Genomic DNA, 24,953 nt, shown 5'->3' with positions numbered 1-24,953 from the left:
CCGCTTTAATATAATGAGCAACCCAAACCTAACCCAATCAACCGAACTTAGCGAAGCCCTTTCATTTTGGCAAAGCAGGTTTGCACTTATTAATACCCATGAACTAAACACCCAAAGTGATCATTTTCAGATAAAGGAGAAACGCGCATTTTTGAATCAGGACATAGTTCTGAGCGATGCTTTTAAAGAGAGATTATCAAATATTACAGATGATCCGCTGACGACATTTGGCATTATCACTGCCTTGTTTTCCATGGTTTTTAGCCGCTACCAGTCTTCCTCTTTAATTGCTTTTATGGTTCCTTTCCTGAAAGAAGAAGATGACAATAATGAAAACTCAGGATTGCTCCCTTTGATAATTGAACTGGAAAACGATGGCACCTTTAAAGATTTTTTGAACCGTGCTGTTCAGGTTATTGAAAATAGTTTTAGTTACGCCGCATTTCCTTTTGAGCAGTTGGCTAAAGCGGATTTTGGGGTAGATAACACAATTGTTTCCAATATTCTGATCAGCAGTAATTTGCATGAGCTGCCCCAAAATGATGAGCAATTTGATATTAAAATAAAAATCGACCCGGAATTATACAACATAACTTTAACCTATGATAAGGGAATATTCCCTGAATACAGGGCTAAGTTATTAGAAGGTCATTTGAATAAGCTGGGAGAGGCTTTGGAGGATGTCAGCATTCCGGTTTCATCAATTGAAATAATAACTGATGATGAGATAACCTATTTAATGAGCTTGAATCCTGAAAGGGGTGAAGCAAGCGATAAAACGATCCTTGACCTGTTTAGCGAAACTGTAAAGGCGCATCCTGATCGTGTCGCGCTTTTATTTGAGGGTAAATCCGTTACTTACCGGGAATTAGATTCAAAAAGCTCACAGCTTGCTTTATATCTGCGCCAGGAGTACGGGGCTTGCCCTGATTCAATCATCGCCTTGATGACCGAAAAGTCGGAGCTTACCATCATCGGAGTTTTGGGGATACTCAAATCCGGGGCGGCGTATGTGCCTGTTGATCCATCTTATCCGCAAGATCGTATCGAATATCTTTTAACCGCGTCAGGAGCACAAACGCTGATAACAACTTCGGGCTTCCTGTTTAATATTCCATTTTTCGCCGGTAATATTTTTGCAATCGATCTCCAGTTAGATGATCTGCCTGACACAGATGAAAGTTTTTCTTATTTAGCAGACAAAAAATTCCTGGCTTATATCATTTATACTTCTGGTTCAACGGGTAAACCTAAGGGGGTAGCCATAAGTCATGCAAGTTTATTTAACTACCTGAACTGGGCAAAGGATTATTATTTTACCCATAACGCTCAGGGCGGTAATTTCGCTTTATTTACTTCTGTTTCCTTTGATCTTACCATCACTTCCATTTTTATCCCGTTAATCAAAGGGGCAAAACTCGAGATATTTAGCAGTAATAACGCGGGTGAAGTGCTGACAAAGATCTTCGATAAAAGCAGCGAAATCGACACTATAAAATTAACCCCAACACATGTTAGCCTCCTTGCGGATATCCCTGCCTGCGAAACTGCTCTGCAAACTTTAATAGTTGGGGGAGAAGCTTTAAGGGAAGATCATGTTGGAATAATTAAAACAAGATGGCCTCATATAAAGATCTTTAACGAATATGGGCCAACGGAGGCTACTGTAGGATGTGTTGTTGCCGAAGTAAGCCAAAACAATGTTACCATCGGCCAACCCATAGCCAATACGGCCATTTATATTCTTGATCAAAACAGGAAACTGCTGCCCGCTGGGTCCACCGGCGAAATTTATATTGGTGGTACAGGCCTTGCAAATGGTTATTATGAGCAACCAGAACTGACCGATGCTTCATTTATAAATTCTCCTTTTGTTGAGGCTGAAAAAATATATAAAACCGGTGATCTGGGTGCATGGCTTGAGGATGGAACGCTTCAGTACCTGGGCCGTAAGGATAGCCAGGTGAAGATAAGGGGATACCGGATTGAAACCGGCGAAATAGAAAGTACCCTGCTTGAAGTGAATGGCATTAAAGATGCCGCGGTAGTTATCCGTTTTAATAATAAAAATGCCAGCCTTGCGGCTTTTTATACGTCGACCGACAACTCCTTACAGGTTGAAGAGATAGAGAGTATACTCGCTCAAAAACTTCCGGCCTATATGGTGCCCTCACTCATTGTCCATATCGATGAGATGCCGCTTACACCTAATTTTAAGATTGACCGTCAAAAACTTGCATCCATGGAAACCGGAAGCAATAATGAGAATGGTTATGTAGCGCCTGTTTCGGACATAGAAACAGCACTGGTAAATATTTTCAGTAAAGTATTGGGCAGGGAAAAGGTTGGGATAACAGATAATTTTTTTGCAATTGGTGGCGACTCCATTATCGGTATTCAAATTGTTTCCCGTGCCAACAGCGAAGGCATCATGATAACCCTCAAACAGCTGTTTAAACAGCTTACCATTGCCGGTTTAGCTTCAGTGGCCGAACGTGCAGTCCCGGTAATTATTGAGCAAGCACCTGTTTTCGGCTATATTGAACTTACTCCTGTTCATAAATGGTTCTTTGAACAAAAATTTCCCAATGTTTCTCATTATAACCAATCACTTTTGTTAGAAGTTGATAAAGGCTTCAATGCCTCACTTTTTGAAACCGCTCTTGCAAAGATTATAACGCATCATGATATGCTCAGAATGCGCTTAAGGGTTAACGGAGATGCTTATGAAGAATATATCCCGGAGGATGTGACTACCATAGCACCGTTTAGCATCAAAGAAATTCTTGACTATCCCGATGCTGAAATCGAAACCCGGTTAATGGAAGATATAAACCAGCTGCAGGCATCATTAAATGTATTCAAAGGGCCCGTTTTGCAGGCAAGATATTATCAAATCAAAAACAATCCGATGTTGTTTTTAGTAGCCCATCACCTGATAGTTGATGGTGTATCCTGGCGGATTTTATTGGAGGATCTTTCTACTGCATATATGCAGCTGAGCTTGGGTAAGCCGGTCAGTTTACCTAATAAAACATCATCATTTAAAGCCTGGGCTTTCATGGCATCTTCTGCTTCATCTAACCTGGCAAAGGAAATTCCGTTCTGGGTTAATGGCAGCTGGATGAAAGCAAGCCCGCTTCCTGTTGATAGGGAGGAAGATAAAAATGAGAATACTATAAAAAACTCTCTCACCTATTCTAATCATGTTGATGAAGAAACTACGCGGGCTTTGTTATCAACTGTTCATGCCACTTACAATACCAACATCAACGATTTGCTTTTAGCGGCACTGGTAATGGCCCTTAGTAAATATACCAACAGCCATAAATTATTAATTGCTATGGAAGGCCATGGCCGGGAAGAGGTTTTCGGCAACGTAGATGTAAGCCGCACAGTTGGGTGGTTTACATCTATATATCCGGTATTGCTTGAATTAAATGATACAGATGGAGCCTCATCAATAATTATTGCTGTTAAAGAGCAATTAAGGAGCATACCTAACAACGGAGTTGGTTACGGTTTGTTGAAATATGGTAACCAGGGAGATGACGTGAGCAAGAATTTGTCGGCACAACCGCAGCCGCAGGTCATCTTTAATTATTTGGGCCAGTCAGCAACTGCCTTGCCACTAAATTCGGGTTGGAAAATATCAACGCATGCAACCGGTAATGATCAGGATGCGGAAGCCAGGCGAAAATATCTGATTGAAATTAATGCACTGATCATTGATGACCGGTTAGTTATCGACTGGACATATTGCACTCAAATACACCACAAACACACCATTAAAAAAATTGCGGATGATTATGCAGCAGCGCTAAAAGAACTAACCGCACATTGTTTGAACAATGAAGAAGGTGTGCATACACCTTCTGATTTTCCTGAAGCTGGGTTAGAACAGGAGCAGCTTGATCATCTTTTTTCACAATTTAAATTTTAAGCCGGCGATGAACAAAAATCAGGTAGAAGATATTTATACGCTTTCACCCATGCAGGAAGGCATGTTATTTCACATGCTGGCCCAACCAGAGGCTGAAGCTTACTTTGAACAGGTAAGCTGTGATTTTGAGGGAGAAATTAATTTAGCAGGCTTTCAGCAAGCCTGGCAGGAAATAGTTGACCGGTATGCCGTTTTTCGCACTTCTTTTCATTGGGATGGGCTTGATAAACCTGTTCAGGTAGTACATAAAACCGCAACCTTACCCTGGGAAACGCTCGACTGGAGCATGTTTGATCAAAACAAGATCAATGAGAAATTTGATCTGCTGCTGCGTGATGACCGCAGGCATGGTTTTGATCATGAACAGGCTCCATTAATGCGCTGCATACTGATCAATACAGGCAAAAACTCATGGAAGTTTATCTGGAGCCACCATCACATGCTGATGGATGGCTGGTGCTCGGGCATTGTTCTGGATGAGTTGTTTAAAAGATATAAGGCAAACTTAGTTCACAAGCCGGTTCATTTTCCGGCTACCCCGCCATTTAAAAACTACATAACATGGCTCGGAAAACAAGATCAGGAAAAAGCCAAAGCGTTCTGGAAAAATGAACTTGCCGGGTTTAACACGCCAACTGCTTTAGGAATAGGTAATGCCGTATTGGCCGATAAATATAATATAAGCCACGGGTATGCCGAATGCTCATATGATCTTTCGCCAGAGTTGTCGGCCTCAATTTTGGAGTGGACTAAGCAAAACGGTATAACTGCAAATGTCTTGATGCAGGGCATATGGGCCATATTATTGAGTACTTACAGCGGTGAAAATCGGGTGGTTTTTGGAGCAACGGTTTCCGGCCGTCCCCCTGAACTACCAAATGTAGAATCAATAGTAGGGCTTTTTATCAATTCATTGCCCGTAAAGGCCGATATAAGCCACGATACCGACATGGTTAGCTGGCTAAAATACTTGCAGGCACGAAACAATGAAAGAAACGAATTTTCTTTTACCCCTTTAGTGGATATCAAAAAAGCTTCGGACGTATCCGGAGACGCGCCATTGTTCAGGAGTTTGCTGGTTTTTGAAAACTATCCCTTTGATGCCGCTGCCCAGCAGGGTTTTGACGGATTAGAGATAAAAAATGTAAGATCATTTGAAGAAACCAATTATCCGCTTACGCTGATGATAATTCCTCGGGGGCAGGTGATCCGCTTTCAGATGAATTATTTTAAGGATAGTTTCAGCCAGGCAGAGATAGAGAAAGTATTTGTTCACCTGGAAACAGCTATCCGCTCTGTTTTAAATGATCCATTACAATCGCCTGCAAAGGTTTCCATACTAAGCGAGGCTGAGAGGGAAGAGGTGCTTATCAGCTTTAACAGTACAAAGCGTGTTTTACCATCTGATCAAACAATACTTGACCTTATTAGTAAACATACAGCTGAAACTCCTGGTAATATTGCCATTGTTTGCCGTGATGAACGTGTTTCATATGCACAATTGAATGATCGTGCCAATATTATGCGCGATACACTACTTTCAAAAGGGACAAGGAAGGGCGACATAGTAGCCTTGTTACTGGATAAAAGTATTGATCTGGTAGTATCGGTATTAGGTATTATGAAGGCAGGGGCCGCGTTTTTACCTATAGATGCCACATTGCCGCTGCAACGCATCCAATCCATCATTACTGATGCCGGGGTAGAGGTATTTATCAGTGATAAAGCCGATCTTTTAGAGGAATTTGAAAGCGAATCAATCTTACTGATCGATTCACAGGTTACCAAGAACAAAGTTGTGGCTTCGGAGCCAATTTCTGATATTAGTGTAAACCCTGACGACGCGGCTTACCTGATCTACACATCAGGTTCTACTGGCAAGCCTAAAGGAGTTAAAATAAATCATTTAAGTTTATTTAACTACATTCATTGGGCCAATCAATATTATTTTGACCATAATCCTTCAGGAGGCAATTTTCCGTTGTTTACCTCGCCTGCTTTTGATCTTACGCTTTCAAGCATTTTTATTCCGCTGAGCAAAGGGAAAACCATAAAAATATATGAAGATACAGAGGTTGGCTTAGCAGTAGAAGATATTTTTGGCCCGAATGGAGCGCTTGATACCGTTAAGCTTACCCCATCGCACATAACGTTGCTAAAAGATATTGAGGAAGGCAATAATCAGCTGCGAACGCTGATTGTTGGCGGTGAGGCTTTGAAGGATGAGCATGTGCAAATTGTAAATGATAAGTGGCCTGGAGTAATTATTTTTAACGAATACGGCCCTACGGAGGCTACCATCGGGTGTACAGCTATTGCTGTTTCGGTCGGTAAAATAAATGCAGGCAAGCCTATCGCTAATACGTCCATCTATGTTTTGAACCAAGCCTCGATGCCTGTCCCCATCGGGATAAAGGGAGAAATTTACATTGGCGGTACTTGCCTTGCTAAAGGTTATATGGGCCAGCCAGAACAAAGTGCCTTAAGATTTATTGATTCACCGTTTGAAGCCGGGCAGAAGATCTATCGCACAGGTGATATCGGCTGCTGGCTTGAGGATGGCAGTATCCAATATTTTGGCCGCAGTGATGAACAGGTAAAAGTAAGGGGATACCGCATAGAGCCCGGTGAGATAGAAAGCCATATTCTTAATTATCCAAACGTTATAGATGCTGCCGTACTGCCCGTTAAAAATGATTCGGCAGAAATAAGCCTTACTGCATTTGTTAAAATGCAGGACCCGGCATCTTTTAATAAGGAAGATTTAAAAGGTAGATTACAGCAATATCTACCGGCTTACATGATTCCTGCCCAGTATGAGGTATTGACTGATTTTCCACTTACGGCAAATGGTAAAACCAATAAAAAAGCTTTGATAAGTGGATTAAAAGCAGAAGAACAGTTACCTGTAACTTACCGTATACCCGGTAATCCTGTTCAGGAGGTTATAGCCGTGATCTGGGCTGGAATATTAAAGGTACAAGCACCCGGTATAACCGATAATTTCTTTGAACTGGGAGGGCACTCATTGAACGCCACCCAAATGACCTCGCGTATCCGTGCTGCCTTTAAGGTTAGTATCGGGGTGAAAGAGGTGCTCGAAAATCCAACTATCGAAGAGTTGGCCTCTTTAATCGAAAAATTAAAAGGCGGCAGTTCAGAGAATGATCTGCCGCCTATTGTTCGTGTAACGGGAAGGGAAAGGTCGCTACTGTCATTTGCCCAGCAGCGACTTTGGTTCCTGAACAGGCTGGAGGGGCAGTCGTCATCTTACAATATTCCCGAAGCTATTAAAATTGAGGGTGTCCTGAACAAGGATGCTTTACAAAGCGCATTTACGGAAATTATAAACAGGCACGAAATACTCAGAACAAACTTTCATGATGTTGATGGAAAAGCCTATCAGCTTGTAAAGGAGGCACAGCCATTTATCATTCCTACGGTAACAATTGCCGATAAGGGAGAGCAGTTATTTTACGAGTTAATTGCCAATGAAGCGGCAAAATCGTTTGATCTCCAGTATGATCAATTGATAAGGGCTATACTAATCGCCGTTTCTGAAGAAGAGCATATATTGTTCGTCAACATGCATCATATCGTTTCTGATGGCTGGTCGTCGGGAGTATTTATTAACGAATTGATCACACTGTATCAGGCGTATGCATCGGGCGATACTTCCCCGCTTAGTCCGTTGCCAATTCAATATGCTGATTTCGCCTGTTGGCAACGCACGCTTAAAAATGAACATTTTTATGAAAGGCAGCTATCATACTGGAAAAATAAATTATCCGGTGCGCCATTTATACTTGATCTGCCAACGGATAAACCAAGGCCCGCTATTCGCACAGAAAACGGTAGCGCCTACAGGTTTACCGTTTCTGCAGAAGTATCTGCTAAACTCAGGAATTTAAGTAATAAACAGGGAGCCACCCTTTTTATGACACTTCTTTCTGCGTATTCTTTGTTGTTATCAAGATACAGCAGACAGAACAACCTGTTGATTGGCTCATCAATTGCAAACCGTAACCGTAAAGAAACGGAGGCATTGATAGGCTTTTTTGTAAATATTATTGTTTACCGCGTAGAACTTAGTGTGGCCGATAATTTCCTTGCATTACTTGAACAGGTAAAACAACTGGCATTTGAGGCCTATGCGCATCAGGATATTCCATTTGATCAGGTAATCGACGAGTTGCAGCCGGAAAGGGATATGAGCTACAGCCCAATTTTTCAGGTTGCCTTTAATATGCAGAATATGCCTATGCCGGCGTTTGAAATCCCCGGGCTGAGAATAACGCCAAAGGACTTGATACGGCCCATTGCCAAATATGATCTGTACCTGTCAATGGAGGATACCGATACCGGACTTAAGGGTATAATGGAATACAATAATGATCTGTTTTTACCATCAACAATTGAGCAGATGGCAGGTCATTTTATTGGTCTGTTAGAGAAGGTTTCTGAAAATCCTAAGCAAAACTTAAAAACACTGCCTTTGCTGAATGAAAGCGAATACAGGAAAATAATTTATGACTGGAACAGTACCGATCGTGCCTTACCGGCAGGCAAAACAGTATTAGACCGGGTTACAGAAATAGCCGGAGAAAGCCCGGAACATATTGCTTTTGAATATGATGGGTTGTTACTAACTTATCAGCAACTGGAGCGTGAAGCCGAAAACTTTGCCCGTTATTTGCAGCACCGGGGCTTAAAACAAGGAGACAGGGTGGGGGTTATCGCCATCCGGTCCATCCGTATATTATCAGCCATTATAGGAATCATGAAAGCGGGCGGTGTATACGTACCCATTGATCCCGACTACCCGCTGGACAGGATAAGTTTTATGCTTAGCGATGCTGAAGTGAATTTTATTGCCGGCGAAGAGAATATACTGGAGGAATTTAACCTGCCATTTATCAACAACCGGGAAGCAGTAAGTTATACCGGAGTCGGTAATTTCATCAAGCCTGTCATTGATCCTGAATCGCTGGCTTATATAATTTATACATCAGGTTCAACCGGGAACCCGAAAGGGGTAATGTTGCGCCATATTGGTTTACTGAATTTATCCATTGAACTGGCAAAGGGATTCCTGGTGAATAAGAACAGCAAAACATTGCAATTCGCTTCCCTGAGTTTTGATGCTTCCATTGCCGAAATATTTGCCTGCTTACATGCCGGAGCAACAGTAGTTATGGCAACAAAGGCAAAAATGCTTCCGGGCCCCGACCTGATCTCATTGCTCGAAAGCACGAAGATCACCTATGTAATAATTCCTCCGTCTATTCTTAAGGCACTTCCGTATGCGGAGCTACCTTTATTAGAAACATTGATAGTTGCAGGTGAGGCCTGCCAACCCGAGCTTATTGCACAATGGGGCAAAAAACGCAATTTTATCAATGCATATGGCCCTACAGAATATACGGTTTGCGCATCCCTTACCTTGTGTGATTTAGATGAAAGTCCTTTACATATAGGCCGGCCCATTGGTAATACCGCTATTTACATTCTTGATGAAAACCTGATGCCGCTACCTCCAGGAATACCCGGCGAATTGTTTATCAGCGGTACAGGCCTATCTGCAGGGTACATCAATTTAGCGGAGATCAACAGTGAACGATTTATTGCCGATCCTTTTTCAAAAAAGGCGGGCGCGAAAATGTACCGTTCAGGCGATATGGCAAAGTTCCTGCCCGATGGTAATATTTATTATATAGGCCGTATTGACCGGCAGGTAAAACTACGGGGATTCAGGATTGAACCTGGTGAGATAGAGGAAACGCTGAAAAAATACCCCTCTGTTAAACAGGCTGTGGTGCAGGTGCAGCAGGATGCCAACAGATATCAACGGCTTGTAGCCTTTATTACGGAAGAACCTGTTTTAGATGAGGGGGTAATTAGTTTGGAAGAATTTCTTCAAGATAAACTGCCTGTTTATCTTCAACCTAATAGCATCGTGGTTTTGGATGAAATTCCTTTAACCCTGAACGGGAAGATAGATCAAAAGGCACTTCTGGCTTATGCAAAGGGTGCTGTGCGCAAAACAAATGAATACACAGCACCACGAAACGAACAGGAAAGGATACTTGCCCGCATATGGCAGGATGTACTTGGAGTGGAGAAAGCCGGTATTCATCATAACTTTTTTAAGCTTGGCGGCGATTCTATTCTGAGTATTCAAATTGTTTCAAGAGCAAGATCGGCCGGGTTGGAATTTACACCGAAAGATCTTTTTGAAAACCAGACCATAGCCTCACTGGCAGCGGTTGCGAAACAAAAAAGTAAAACAACGGCAGAGCAGGGTAAAATATCCGGAAAGGTTCCGCTGGCTCCAATTCAGCAATGGTTTTTTGAACAGCAATTAACCTGGCCCAACCACTTTAACCAGGCTGCCCTGTTAGAAACCGATCAGGAAACGAGCGCGGAATCAATTGAACGGGCTCTTCAAAAATTAATAGCCCATCACGATGTTTTACGTGCACGCTATTACCAGGAAACAGGTAACGTTTGGGTGCAAGAGATAATGCTTGATGCGGCTGATAAAATTTTCCATAACTATGATCTGACTGAGGTTACCGACGAAGAAAAAGAAAATAAATTCCTTGAAATAGCCAATGACATTCAGGCTGGCTTAAGCCTTGAAAAGGGATCGGTATTTAAGGCTACACTTTTTAAAATGGGTAATAATGAGCCATCAAGGTTATTGCTGATCGCGCATCATTTGGTAATTGACGGCGTTTCATGGAGGATTTTATTGGAAGATCTTTTCAATATACTGGGTTCTGCATCTAAGTCAAGCCTGCCCGAAAAAACACATTCCTTTAAAGATTGGGTTGAGGCTACAACAGCATATGCTAAAAACAATATTTCGGCAGATGAGATCAATTACTGGAAAAAAATCAGCAATATAAAAACGCCGCTTGTCCCGCTTGATAATGTGATTAATTCAGCAGGTGATAGTTCAACCGGTATTATTGCTTCCTATTTAGACGAGCGCCGTACAGAAAATTTAATTAAGGTTGTTCCAGCAGCTTATCGTACCCATATTCAGGAGGTTTTGCTTTCTGCATTTGTGTTATCACTTGGGCAGTGGTTAAAAAGTGAAACTGTAACAATACAACTTGAAGGACATGGCAGGGAAAGCTTAGTTGATGACCTGGACATCTCACGTACAATCGGCTGGTTCACATCTGCTTTTCCGGCTGTTTTTACTATGCCTGAAAATGCCGGGGCCGCGGAAATTCTGCAATCTATAAAACAACAATACCGAGGCATACCTAATAAAGGAGTAGGCTATGGTTTGCTGAGATACCTGTCAAATGAATCAGAAAGTTTTGCCTTGGGTCTGCATCCTCAGGTTATATTTAATTATCTCGGTCAAAGCGGCACTGCAATACCGGAAAATAATGGCTGGAGACTTTCTGATGCCGACTGTGGCTTTGAACAAAGCCCAGATAATAGGCCATTATATTTACTGAGCGCCAACCTGATCATTATAAACGGGCAGCTTAAAATCGGAATTGAATACGATAAAAGCCAACTCAGGGATAGCACAATACATGATCTGGTAAGTTCATTTATCTCAAATCTTCACGCGCTTATTGATCATTGCATGCAGCCGGAAGCTGCCGGTATCAGTCCTGTCGATTTTCCTGTATCGGTTTTAAATGAGCAAAACCTTAGTTTACTGGCTAAGCAGATAAAGGAGAGTGGTTATTCACTACGTGATATAGCTGATGTTTATCCCTTGGCGCCATTACAGCAAGGGCTGCTTTTTGAGTCGCTGCTTAACCCCAGCTCTGTATCCTACAGGGAGCAGCTGAGTGTAACCATTCAGGGTAAACTGAACGCGCGCTTATTTAAAAAGGCCTGGCAAAATGTAATTAACAAATATGATATTTTCCGCACTGCCTTTTTCTGGGATGGACTTGACAACCCCGCACAGGTTGTTTACACCAAAGCAGATATTATATGGAATGAGGCCAGCTGGGCTGATAAAAACGAGATCAAAACATTTCTTGATTCGGATATTCAACAATCTTTTACATTCTTGGAGCCTGCTTTAATGCGTTTCCAACTCAGTCATCTGCCAAACAACGAGTGGTTCTTCTGCTGGACGCATCATCATATTTTAATGGATGGCTGGTGCCTGCCCATTATTCTCAGGGAGGTATTTGATCAGTATGAGGCTTTAACTTCGGGTACCGAGCCACAAATTAGCTATACCAGGCCATATGTAAATTTTATAAACTGGCTTGCTAAACAAGATGAAGCCGCCGCAAAACAATGGTGGGATAATTATCTGTCAGGGTTTCATCACGCTACACCTTTTGGTATCGATCAGCATAAAGACTTATCGGGTAAAAGCGTGCGGATGCAGGAATGCATAAAAGAGCTTGGCCCGGAGTTGGAAAATTCACTGAAACAGCTTTCACAAAATGAAGGTGTTACTTTAAATATTCTTGTTCATGCGGCATGGGCCTTACTTTTAGGCAGGTATTCAGGTACGGATGATGTTGTATTTGGTGCAACGGTATCCGGACGCCCGCCCGAACTGGAAGGCGTTGAAAAAATGGTGGGCCTGTTTATCAATTCGGTACCTGTGCGGGTAGGCATCAATAACGATAAAGAGTTAAGTGAATGGCTGCAGGATTTACAAGCCAAACAACTGGAACGCGATAATTATTCTTATACCTCTTTAACCAAAATTCGTGAATATTCCGGAGTTACAGGAAGCGAGCCACTGTTTGAATCATTGATCATATTCGAGAATTATCCTGTGGATAAATCTGTTGATGAAGGGATATCGGATTTGACCATTGGAGAAGTTCAGTTTTCTGAACAAACGCATTACCCCATAACACTCATGGTATTACCAGGCAATGCGCTTACTTTCCGTATCAGCTATGATGCTTCCCGGTTTGCAGAAGAAACCATTGATAGGTTATTACACCATCTGTTTAATATTCTGAAGGAATTTTCGGCAGGAATAGATCAAGCTTTAGGTAAGGTTTCACTTGCCGATCAGGAAGAAACAACACTCATCCTGGATACCTTTAATGCACGGGAACCTATGGCAGACATTATCCAGCCGGTTTCAGAAGCGTTTGCCGCACATGCATCAATACAGCCGGATACTACCGCATTGTTGTTTGATGGCGAAAACTACAGCTATGGCGAAATAAATTCACGCGCCAATAAGCTTGCTGATTATTTGTTAAGTACCGGATTAAAAACGGGCGAATTGGTTGCCCTATGTATGGATCGGTCGCCGGAGATGGTGATCTGCTTGCTGGCCATCCTTAAATCCGGAGCGGCTTACTTACCATTAGATCCAAAATTCCCTGCTGAGCGCCTGCATTATATGTTGCATGACTCTAAAGCCAGCCTGTTACTAACCGAACAAAAATACGGTGCCCTTTGGCAGCAGGAAGAAGTTAAGGTATTAACCACTCAGGAAATACAGGGCGGCATAGATGCTTATAAAGCAACTGAACTAGCTATTAAAGTAACGTTGGAGAGCCTTGCTTATGTTATTTATACTTCAGGTTCTACGGGTAAACCCAAAGGTGTGCAGATAAGCCATGGTGCCTTGAGCAACTTCCTGGCTTCTATGCAAGCAGAACCCGGAATTACTGCCCATGATGTACTGCTGGCTGTTACCACCATATCATTTGATATTGCCGGGCTCGAAATATTTCTTCCGCTCATCAGCGGTGCTACGCTGGCCCTGTTGCCTGATGAAATAGCTGCTGACCCGGTAAGATTAATAGCCTGCCTGCAAAAAATAAAACCAACCATAATGCAGGCCACTCCTACAACCTGGCAAATGTTGCTGAACAACGGGTGGGAGGGTTCTGCATCACTAAAAACCTTGTGCGGTGGAGAAGCCCTGCCAAATGAATTGGCCCGGGAACTGGTGAATCGGACACAATCAGTATGGAATATGTATGGGCCAACAGAAACCACTATATGGTCGGCCGTGCTTCAAATTGATCCAGAGCAGCATTTGGCGGCTAATGGGTACGCGCTGATAGGTGGCCCCATTGCAAATACCCAATTCTACATACTCAATAATGCAATGCAACCGGTTCCTATAGGCGTAGCCGGAGAGTTATATATTGGAGGTAAGGGCCTGGCCAAAGGATATTTGGGTCAGCCAGAATTAACAAGTGGAAGGTTTATTGCCAATCCATTTGCTGTATCTCCTGACGATCTTATCTATCGCACCGGTGATCTGGCAAAATGGGCACCGAACGGTACTATTACATTTTTAGGAAGGATTGATCAGCAGGTAAAAATTCGGGGTTTCAGGATAGAAACCGGTGAAATTGAGTCGGTAATTAAGGAAATAGTGGATGTAAACGAGGCGGTTGTAATAGCAGGAAAGGATAATCAGCACAATGATTGCCTGCTGGCATTTATGATCATGGAGCAGGGGAAAAACGTTTCCTCCACCATGATCAGGGAGGTATTGGCTGCCCGTTTGCCAGCCTATATGATACCATCAGCCTTTACCAGTTTGGATAAACTTCCACTTACCCCAAATGGTAAAATAGACCGCAAGGCACTGAAGGAGAATTATAAGGTGAGTGTTTTGGTTGATGATAATTATTTGCCGCCTGCAAATCAGCTTCAGCAAAAGCTTCATGCCATCTGGACACTTGTACTTGGCCTGCCACAAATTGGCATCAGGGACAATTTCTTTTCACTTGGCGGGCACTCTCTGCTGGCCACACAATGTATGTCAAGAGTAAGGGCCGAGTTTGAGGTTGATATGCCATTAAAAAAGCTGTTTGATTATCCTGATATAGAAAGTTTTGCTATTGAATTGCAGCTATTGATCAATGAAACAAAAGGCAGGCAGGTACAGGCAGTAGTACCTGATAATGATAATGAAGTGTTTGAGTTTTAAGAATTATTAATGATGAACAAAGCAGCAGATTTAATTATCGATTTAGAAAAACGTGGTATAAAACTTTGGGAAGACGCCGGGTTGTTAAAACTTTCGGCCCCCAAAGGAACATTATCACTTGAGATCCGCACCGAGATAAGTGAGGCTAAAGACCAGATATTGGAGATCATTAAGAGTACGAAACAATCATCGGCAGAAAAAATAATACATGACATTACTGCGGCAGAACGGACAGACATAAACGTTCCGCTTTCATTTTCTCAAAAACGCCTTTGGTATCTTAATCAGTTGGAGGGTGAAAATGCCATTACCTACAATATGCCTGCGGCAATAATGTTTAAAGGTGATTTAGATGAGGAGCAACTTATTAAAAGTCTTAACCTGATTGTTAAAAGGCATGAGGTGCTGCGGACATCGTTCCATGAAACAGGCGAACAGGTTTACCAGCTTATTAAACCAGCTTTAACACTTGATAAAAATATTGTAAGTCTTGAACATCTTTCTGGTGACGAAAAGACAACAGCGCTTCAAAAAATGATTGATGAGGAAGCAAGGTTGCCGTTTAATTTGTCAACCGATCAGCTATTACGCTACGGATTGATCCGTTTGGGGAATGACCATTACTCGTTTCTGGTCACACTTCATCATATTATATCAGATGGTTGGTCAATAGATATTTTTATTAAAGAGCTTATAACTGGTTATACGACGTTTACCAATGACTCAAACAATAATTTACCTGATCTGCCTATTCAATATGCCGATTTTGCCATTTGGCAAAAAAAATGGCTTGCTGGTAAAACGCTGGACAGGCTTTTAGCTTATTGGAAACAACAGCTTGAAGGTATACCCGCCCTTATCTCATTACCCACAGACAGGGCACGACCAGCCGTGCAGTCATTTAACGGGGCATTAGAAAAGTATACCTTTAGCCCAGAGTTATCAAATGGCCTAAAACAGTTGTGTGCCGAGCAAAATGTTACACCTTTTATGGCATTGCTCAGCGTGTATGCTGTTTTGCTATCACGCTGGTGCGGGCAGGATGATATTGTTATCGGAAGTGTGATAGCTAACAGGAACCGGAAAGAGATTGAAAATCTTATTGGATTTTTTGTCAACTCGCTGGTGTTTAGGATAAAGTTTGCTCCGCAGATCACCTTTGCTGAATTATTAGCCCAGGTTCGGCAGTTGTCGCTTGATGCATTTGACCACCAGGATCTTCCATTTGAAAAACTGGTTGAAGAAATAAATCCTGAACGCACACTTAGTCACAGCCCATTATTCCAGGTTGCATTTGCATTACAAAACACCGGGAATGATGAACTTACTTTACCTGGACTGGAGATCAGCGATCTGAATACACATAGCGGTACATCAAAATATGACATCACCTTTTTTGCTGGGGAATCGGCCAATGGCATTGCAGGGGTGGTGGAGTACAATACTGATATTTTTGATAAGGCCACCATTCAGCGGTTTATTGCCCAATTCCGGGTATTGTTAAGCGGGGTGGTTGAATCGCCTCATAGTAAGGTAAGTGAAATTAATATACTTGATGCCTCCGAAAAACAACTGATCATGGAAAAATTCAGCGGAGTTTTGGATGATGTAAAGGATAATAAAACAATCTTAGATGTTTTTGAGCAGAACGTAAAGCAAAATCCCCATTCCATAGCCATACGCTATCAGCAGGAGGAAATTAACTATAACGAGCTTAATAACAAGGCAAATCAACTGGCTAATTTTTTAACCGAAAAAGGATTACTCAAAAGCGGTAAGGTAGGGGTAATGGCTGGCAGATCGGCCAGTCAGATTATTGGATTATTGGCTGTGCTTAAAGCAGGAGGTTGTTATTTACCTCTCGACCCTGACTATCCCCAAGAACGACTAAAATTTATAATTGAGGATTCGGAAACCAATATTATACTGACACACTCAAGGTGCGCAACGGTACTTTCAGATGGAACGTTTAAAGTTATCACTATTGATACCTGTGATGGCGGCAATTCTGATAAAACCGACCTCATTATTCAACCTGCTGATCATGCATATATGATCTACACCTCCGGGTCAACCGGTAAACCCAAAGGGGTAATTTTAAAACATGAGGGTCTGTTGAACATGGTGCAGCAGCAGATACGTACATTTCAAGTAACTGCCGAAAGCAGGGTGTTGCAATTTGCTTCCCCCGGGTTTGACGCCTCTGTAAGTGAGTATTTTATGGCGCTGGGATGCGGCGCACGCCTTGTTATGACGCCAAAGGAAAACCTGGTACCATTACCGGAGTTCAACGAGTTTTTAACAGCCGAGGGTATTTCTCATGTTACACTGTCGCCCAGCTTTTTGGCATTGTTGCCCCATGAACCGCTTCCGCAATTAACTAACCTTATTGTGGCCGGTGAAGCCTGCACGCTTGATCTTGTAAAGAAATGGGCCAGCGGCCGAAATTTTTACAATGCATACGGCCCAACAGAATCTACAGTTTGTACCTCCATTGCCGTTTGCAGGCCCGATATAGACCGGATCACCATTGGGCGGCCAATGGATAATATTTTGGTTTATGTGCTGGATAGTAATTTTAACATTAGTCCGATTGGTGTGCCGGGTGAGCTTTACATTGGTGGCCGTGGCCTGGCGTTAGGTTATCACAATCGCCCTCAACTAAATAAGGATAAATTTATCTTGCTAAGTATTGATAACGGCCCGGTTGTAAGGCTGTATCGTTCGGGCGACCGTGCACGGTTTTTGGCCGATGGGCAGGTCGAGTTTTTAGGCCGGATGGATGACCAGGTTAAGATCCGGGGATTTAGGATAGAGCCGGGAGAAATCGAATCGGTACTTCGTGCTCATCCGCTTGTAAAGGATGCGGTTGTGGTTATAAACGAAGATGCAACAAGTAATAAACAGCTTTTTAGTTATGTATGCCCCGAAACAAACTGGGAAAACAACCTGAGTGCACAGACAGGGCAGGAGATATTGCAGGAACACGTTACGCATTGGCAGGAAATCTTTGATGAATCCTACAGTCATGATTTGCCTAAACCTAAAGATGCTACATTTAACATTTCTGGGTGGAACAGCAGCTATACTGGTCAGCCAATCCCCGAAGCCGAAATGAAGCAATGGGTTGATAACACCGTTGAACGAATAATGGCTTATCGGCCTAAAAATGTGCTGGAGATAGGGTGCGGATCGGGTTTGTTGCTGTTTCGCATAGCACCAGAATGCGAATATTACCTCGGTACAGATTTTTCGGCCAATGCCATTGAGGTGCTTCAGCCTGTTTTGAAGCAAAAAGGGATGGATAATGTAGATGTGAGGCAATGCGACGCGACGGCCGTAGCTGATATCACCGATCGGCGGTTTGATATGATCATTCTCAACTCTGTAACTCAATACTTTCCCGATCAGGAATATTTGTTAAAGGTACTCACCAACGGGTTGAAGATGCTAAATCCGGGCGGGCATTTCTTTATAGGTGATGTACGGAACCAATCATTGAACGATGTTTTCCAGACTTCCATAGCTTTATTTAAAAATAGTGATGAAGCCGATGCCCGGCGACTAATTCAACTTATTGATCAAAATATTCAGCACGAGGAAGAACTATTGGTAGCTCCCCAATTTTTCAAATCAATCCCAACTATTCTTCCGGCAATAAGCGGAGTAAAAACATTATGGAAAAAAAGCAGGCACAGTAATGAGCTGAACCGGTTCAGGTACGATGTGGTGTTTGAAAAAGAGGGCGCTTCGAACACCGAAACTTTGGTTTATATCGATTGGAGTGTTGATAAGCCTACACCACTACAAGTACTTGCTGAGCTTAATGAAAGGCAATCTTCCGCATTATTGAAAGGCGTTAGGAATAGCCGAGTTTCAAAGGATGCCATGATCATCGAAGCGTTGCATGCTGCGGGAGATGCATTTGATGGGGAGGAATTTGAAAATGTGGTTTCCTTTGATCCGGCGGATTTCTTTGAATTAGAATCCATCAGCCACTACCAAATTGAAGTTCTATGTTCGGATATGGATAGGTCATGCTTTGATGTCCGGTTCACTCTGGCTGGAGATGGTGTCCCTGAATTTTATTCGTATGACGAGGGCATTACTGAACCGGAGGCATTAAGCAGCTATACCAATCACCCGGCAAAAGGTAAGTTTTTACAGAAACTGGTGCCTGCATTAAAAGAGTTTCTTGCCAGCCGTCTTCCTGATTATATGGTGCCGGCCCTGTTTGAGGTAATAGATACATTTCCCGTTACTCCGAATGGAAAAGTTGACAGAATACTGCTCACAAAAAAGTCGGGCAATGTATTATTAAAGGGGGCCGCAAATTATATAGCGCCAGCTACCCCGTATGAACTGCAATTATTATCAGTTTGGCAATCATTATTGAGCATCAGCTCAATTGGGACACGTGATAATTTCTTCGATGTAGGCGGCCATTCCCTGCTCGCTGTGCAGCTTATAAACCGGATCAATGCTACTTTTAATAGTGAAATGACACTGGTAGACCTTTTTAAAAATCCGGATATAGCTTCGCAGGCAAAATTCTTAACAGAAAAAAATAAGAACGACACCAATGAAATAGTAATAAAATTAAATGAGAGCGATAAAGGCGTGTCATTGTTTTTTATTCCCGGCGCGGGCGGCAGTGCGCTTCAGCTAAGTGATATGGGCAGGGCGTTCCAAAATGAAAATAGCTTTTATGCGCTTCAGGTTAATAAACCACCTATTGTTAAGGATTTAAGCGGCGTAGAGGTGATTGCCAGACAAAATCTTGATGCAATCAGAAAGATACAGGTCAAGGGGCCTTATTATTTAGGAGGGCATTCTTTTGGCGGTTTGGTGGCCTATGAAATGGCGCGGCAATTGGAATTAGCAGGCGAAAAAGTGAATCTTTTAGCGATAATGGATTGTGCTTCTCCATCAGCCGAAACAGCGGTCATAGAACATGATTGGAGCAATGCCGACTGGCTGCTTGAATTTGCCAACCTGAACGGAATACCTGCAGATATCAGGAAGGATGTTTTGAAACAGTTTTCGGATGAGCAACAATTGGAATACGTAAAGGCAATTCTGGAAAATGCGAACATACTCGAAGAAAGTAAAACCTTTGATAAGGCTATCAATTTAGCAGAAATATTAAAAGCTACGCTTGGTACAAGATATGTTCCGCCGATGCAAAAGATAACTGCTCCGATCCATCTGTTTATCGCATCAGAAAATAATGATCAGGCCCCAACCACAGCCGGATGGGAAAATTTTGCAAGCCAGGTTCAAGTTCTCCATGCCGGGGGTAATCACTTTTCCATGCTCAAACTCCCGCATGTTAAAGAACTTGTAACCCAAATGATAAGCATCATCAAATATAAGCAACTATCCAATCCCTAAACTATGAATATATCAAACTGTAAACAGGCAGGTAATTATTAACCTTAAAATTCAATTAATCACAAATCCTAAACCTTTAAATCATGAAAATTAAATTAAACAAACCATTACCATTAAAGCGGCTTACGCTCGTTTTAATGTGTATGATGCTTGTGCCGGTATTTTCGCAGGCGCAAAGTCACAAAGCAACAAAAGGGGCATCGGCACTAAGTAAATACGCCAAGATCGATTCGATCATCAGGCATTTTGAAGCTCAGGGTTGTTTTACCGGAATTGTAAGCATTTCCGAAAAAAATGTAATGACCTACAACAAAGCCTGGGGCATGGCCAGTAAAGAATTGGGTGTTAAGAACGAAACCTATACCAAATTTGAAATAGGTTCAATCAGCAAGCAATTTTGCGCGGCTTTGATATTAATGGCCGAGTCTGAAGGGAAAATTGTTCTGGATAGCGCGCTGAAAAAATATCTGCCATATACAGCTAAAGCCGCTTCGGGCCTTGGAAATGTTACCATTCATCAATTGCTGGCCATGAGGTCGGGAATACCATCCTATGATAACTTTCCAAACTTTATAACCGGGGTAGGCCGTAAGATATACACTCACGAAGAGTTTATCATGGATCAATGCGCATATCCAATTGCCCCGGCACCCGGAACCGCATTTGATTATAGCGACGGAAACTATTATATCCTTGGCGCCGTTGTAGAAAAGCTATATGGCAAAAAATACCACGAAGTTTTGAGCGAAAAGATATTTAAACCGCTTAAAATGAATGATAGTGGTTTTTTACTGGAAAGTGCCTATCCAAATGGTGGCGATACCGTTAAAAACCTGGGCGATGGTTATCAGCCTATCACCTCTAAGTACGATTCGTTGGGCCTGCCAATAGCTTCAAAATATCAACGCGGTGCCTGGATAAATATGAGCGATATAGCTTTTTCATCAGGAGCTATTTATATGACTGGAGCCGACTTTACCAAGTGGGCAATCGCGCTGAAAAACAGTACCATCCTGCCAGAAAAATACACCAAGCAAATGTTTACTGAGTACTCTTATGATAATGTACTCACCAATTATTACCCGACAAAAAAAGGCTGCCCGCCAACAGGGTACGGGTATGCCATGGTTATCACGCATCGGCCGCCGCTGCCAGGTGATTCAAAGCCACTCAAAATATACACCCATGGTGGTTTAACTCCAGGTTATGCATCTGTAGGGGCAATAGTTGACGGGCATGATATTACGGTTTTCATTAATGCCAACATTAACTCAGACGCGCCACTGGTGATGTGTACCGAAATCATTAATACACTGCTTGGTGTGCCGCCAAATTACGGTGGCTTGCCATAAGCAACAAAGTTTTTTACAATACAAGTTTCAGTATAATATACATCACCTTAATCCCTGGCAGGAAATCGCGAAAATTTTCTGCCAGGGTTATACATCTAAAAAAATGGAATCTCAGAAATTATATCTCCGGTCAAATGTTATTGCTCAACCATTATTTCAGGGCTGGTATGCCTGGGCTTACTTAATATCGCCGGCCACAGCGGCCATGAATATTGAGAGTCGGCACGTTAAAATTATGCAATCGTACATACAGGCTCCCGCTATACATGCTGCAGCTTGTAAAGATCCCAAAATGACAGGCGGCCCTTTTATGGATTACGGCGGTAAGCGCGTTGATGAGGTAAAGGCCTTATTAAAATCAACTTTGGAAGAGCAGGGCTATATGGTTGCTTTATCACAGGCTATAAAAGAGTTAACCAAAATGCTGAAACAGGAAGCCAAAGGGTATTCCATAGAAGCATTATATGAAAAGGTACCGGAGGTATTGCGCGGTTACGTTGAACTTTTTTACGATCTGTCGAACGCGCCGGGTTTCCGGTTTATTGAGCCGCTGCTTTACCATAGCAAGTATTATAACGATGCCTTTCAGTCAATTTCCCTGTCGTTGATTGATGATGATCATCGCCCGTTTGTTTTAAGCACGCCGGTACTTGAGGATGCGGACAAGATAAGCATCAACCTGCCTTTTAAAAGTAAAGCGCTTGATGAGTTTTTTAGCATGAACAGACAACCAAAAACATTTGAAGAGATATGCCATAAACTTAAAATTGAGGTACATCAGAAAGATTTATTCCGGTCTTTTTTTACAGAAGAAGAGCCGGAGCCTTACAGCAAATACACAGGCGAGGGCGCAAGGTTAAGGTATTTTGGTCACGCCTGCCTGCTGCTTGAAACACAAAACCTGTCTATCCTTGCCGATCCGGTTATCAGCTACGGTTATGATGCTGAGGTTTCGCGTTATACCTATGGTGATTTGCCTGATATTATTGATTACGTATTGGTTACTCATAATCATCAGGATCATGTACTGCTGGAATCGTTACTGAAGCTCAGGCACCGTATCAAAAATATCGTAATCCCTGGTGGAGGAGGCGGCTCGTTACAGGATCCAAGCCTGAGACTTATTTTAGAAAGCATCGGGTTCAACAATGTTATCGAGCTTAGGGAACTGGAAACCTTAAACCTTGATGGCCTGAAAATTACCGGTATCCCGTTTTTGGGTGAGCATTGCGATCTGGATATACGCACAAAGCTTGCCCACCTCGTTGAAATAAACAACAAGAAAATATTATTCGCTGCTGATTCCTGCAATATTGAACCCAACATGTACAGGCTTATACATGAAATTACCGGTGACGTTGATGTGCTGTTTTTGGGAATGGAATGCGATGGTGCACCCATGAGCTGGTTGTACGGTCCTTTATTGTCTGAAGATGTTCCGCGGGATAAAGATCATTCCCGCCGCCTTGCAGGTTCAAACTACCAGCGCGGGATCGACATAGTAAACCGGTTTAATTTTAGCGAGGTATATGTGTATGCCATGGGTATGGAGCCCTGGCTAAAATATATCATGGCCTATGAATATACCGATGATTCAAATCCAATTGTGGCCTCCAATCAGTTGCTTGACGAATGCAAAAGTAAGGGCTTGAGGGCAGAAAGACTTTTTGGCGAAAAGGAGATCCTGTATACAACAAATCCGGTTTTAGTTTAATATTAAATCACGCAATAAATGTTCGGAGAAGTTTTTCAGAAAAACAATATTGAAAATATATTCAATGCCTTTGGTATTTGTGATAGCATTTTTAAGCCTGCGCTTACCGTTAACGATTTAGGTATCTCTTACCGTACCATCAACAACTGGGAGGCCAACGGCCTGATGCTAAGCGGCCGGAAAAGCAACCGCGACTGGCACAAATTTTCGTTTGTTGATTTTATCTGGCTAAATATAGTTTTTGAACTAAGGCAGCTTGGTTTCCCCCTGAAAAAGATCCAGAGCCTGAAAACCTTTCTGAACGAAAACATAGATGATGATAGTTTACTTGCCGTAAAACGATTGGAGGCCCGTATTTTTTTAACAAATACCAGCCTGAACCGCCTGGTACTGCTTCTTGCAGAAATTATGTATAATAAAAATCACATCGCGTTGTTATGCAATAAGGAAGGCGGTTTTTACATCTATAGCGAACAGCAGGTTAAGGAGGAAAATTCAAATATTGATCTGAGCAAGTTCCTGTTCAGCAATTTTGTATCGGTATCCTTAACAGATGTTATTATCAAATACCTGGTTGTTTGTGGGTTAGAGATCATTGAGTGCTCTAAAATAATCGACGAAACATTTTTTAATATACTAACCAAATTAAGAAGTAAGGAAATAAGCTCGTTAACCTTTCAAATTAATGAAGACGAAAGTTTGGAGGTTCGGAAACAACTGTTTAAAAATTACGATGAATTTGTGAGCGCGGCCATTCGCATGATCCTAACGCTAAAGTTTGAAGAGGTTATATATAAAGATTGAAAAGATGATAACGGATAAAAAGACAGGTAAAAAAAACTTATTAATCGCGCTGCCCTTTGCCGGTGGAAATAGCTATAGCTACAATTTTCTTAAACCGCTATTACCTCCTGAAATAATTTTAGAAACACTGGAATATCCTGGCAGGGGTAAAAACTCACGATCGTCATTGGTGAACCAAATGGATATTTTGTTGGAAAATCTGTTCCGCCAATATCTTACTTTAGTTAATGATGTGAAGCCAGATAAGATTTTTATCTACGGGCACAGTATAGGGGCAGTGATAGGTGTTGCATTATTGCATTTTTTGAACGATAGAGGCGTTATGGGTGTGATGCCCGAAATCGCGATTTTTTCAGGGCATGGCAGTCCTCAGCATACCATAAAACGGCAGTTATCCAACATTCCATCCGATCAGTTGATCGCTTATTTTGAACGCATTGGAAGTTTATCAAAAGAATTGGCAGCCAATACAGAATTAATGGAATACATACTGCCTGTTTTACGTAATGATTTGGCATTGTATGAAAATCACGAATCATCTTACGCCCAAAAACTAATTCTTCCCTTAGTTATAATAAATGGAAATCAGGATCCTATCCAGAAAAAAGACATTGACAACTGGCGGCACGAAACAACAGGCAGTGTAGAGTTTCATGAATTGGAGGGACATCATTTTTTTATGAGCCAATATCCGTTAGCGTTCTCCGCGTTAATTACTGATCTTATTTCAACCAGAATCGAGCAATCGTCTCTTACTGCGGATCTTTCGATAAATTTGTAAAATAAAAAACGCGCTTTAATTTAATAAAGCGCGTTTTTACATAATATAAT

7 protein-coding genes are annotated in these 24,953 nt (G+C 42.2%); all 7 read left to right on the top strand.

From position 1 onward, the window contains the following. Positions 1-13: 13 nt before the first annotated feature. Positions 14-3,943 (top strand): non-ribosomal peptide synthetase, encoded by a 3,930-nt coding sequence (locus tag QWZ01_RS01155; protein WP_290321374.1) that lies wholly within the window; start codon positions 14-16, stop codon positions 3,941-3,943. 7 nt (positions 3,944-3,950) lie between these two features. Continuing rightward, a complete protein-coding gene (locus QWZ01_RS01150; protein WP_290321373.1) occupies positions 3,951-14,858 on the top strand; it encodes a non-ribosomal peptide synthetase in 10,908 nt (3,635 codons plus the stop codon). Positions 14,859-14,867: 9 nt separating this feature from the next. Next, positions 14,868-20,252 (top strand): non-ribosomal peptide synthetase, encoded by a 5,385-nt coding sequence (locus QWZ01_RS01145; RefSeq protein WP_290321372.1) that lies wholly within the window; start codon positions 14,868-14,870, stop codon positions 20,250-20,252. An 83-nt stretch (positions 20,253-20,335) separates the two neighbouring features. Beyond that, positions 20,336-21,604 (top strand): serine hydrolase domain-containing protein, encoded by a 1,269-nt coding sequence (locus tag QWZ01_RS01140; RefSeq protein ID WP_290321371.1) that lies wholly within the window; start codon positions 20,336-20,338, stop codon positions 21,602-21,604. Between the two features lie 103 nt (positions 21,605-21,707). Next, the gene (locus QWZ01_RS01135; protein ID WP_290321370.1) at positions 21,708-23,318 is read left to right on the top strand and encodes an MBL fold metallo-hydrolase; all 1,611 of its coding nucleotides are present in this window, start codon (positions 21,708-21,710) and stop codon (positions 23,316-23,318) included. An 18-nt stretch (positions 23,319-23,336) separates the two neighbouring features. Beyond that, on the top strand, positions 23,337-24,122 hold the full coding sequence (locus QWZ01_RS01130; protein WP_290321369.1) for a helix-turn-helix domain-containing protein: 786 nt from the start codon (positions 23,337-23,339) through the stop codon (positions 24,120-24,122). Positions 24,123-24,126: 4 nt separating this feature from the next. Continuing rightward, positions 24,127-24,903 (top strand): thioesterase II family protein, encoded by a 777-nt coding sequence (locus QWZ01_RS01125; RefSeq protein ID WP_290321368.1) that lies wholly within the window; start codon positions 24,127-24,129, stop codon positions 24,901-24,903. The last annotated feature ends 50 nt before the right edge of the window (positions 24,904-24,953 follow it).

Source organism: Mucilaginibacter aquaedulcis (assembly GCF_030409325.1).
In the GTDB taxonomy this organism is placed as follows: Bacteria; Bacteroidota; Bacteroidia; order Sphingobacteriales; family Sphingobacteriaceae; genus Mucilaginibacter; species Mucilaginibacter aquaedulcis.
The sequence above is the reverse complement of the archived record's forward strand: the minus strand, read 5'-3'. Positions and strand labels throughout refer to the sequence as shown.

Excerpts from the sequence above, each read along its gene's own strand:
- QWZ01_RS01155 (WP_290321374.1), top strand. The coding sequence starts at position 14 with ATGAGCAACCCAAACCTAACCCAATCAACCGAACTTAGCGAAGCCCTT.
- QWZ01_RS01150 (WP_290321373.1), top strand. The coding sequence starts at position 3,951 with ATGAACAAAAATCAGGTAGAAGATATTTATACGCTTTCACCCATGCAG.
- QWZ01_RS01145 (WP_290321372.1), top strand. The coding sequence starts at position 14,868 with ATGATGAACAAAGCAGCAGATTTAATTATCGATTTAGAAAAACGTGGT.
- QWZ01_RS01140 (WP_290321371.1), top strand. The coding sequence starts at position 20,336 with ATGAAAATTAAATTAAACAAACCATTACCATTAAAGCGGCTTACGCTC.
- QWZ01_RS01135 (WP_290321370.1), top strand. The coding sequence starts at position 21,708 with ATGGAATCTCAGAAATTATATCTCCGGTCAAATGTTATTGCTCAACCA.
- QWZ01_RS01130 (WP_290321369.1), top strand. The coding sequence starts at position 23,337 with ATGTTCGGAGAAGTTTTTCAGAAAAACAATATTGAAAATATATTCAAT.
- QWZ01_RS01125 (WP_290321368.1), top strand. The coding sequence starts at position 24,127 with ATGATAACGGATAAAAAGACAGGTAAAAAAAACTTATTAATCGCGCTG.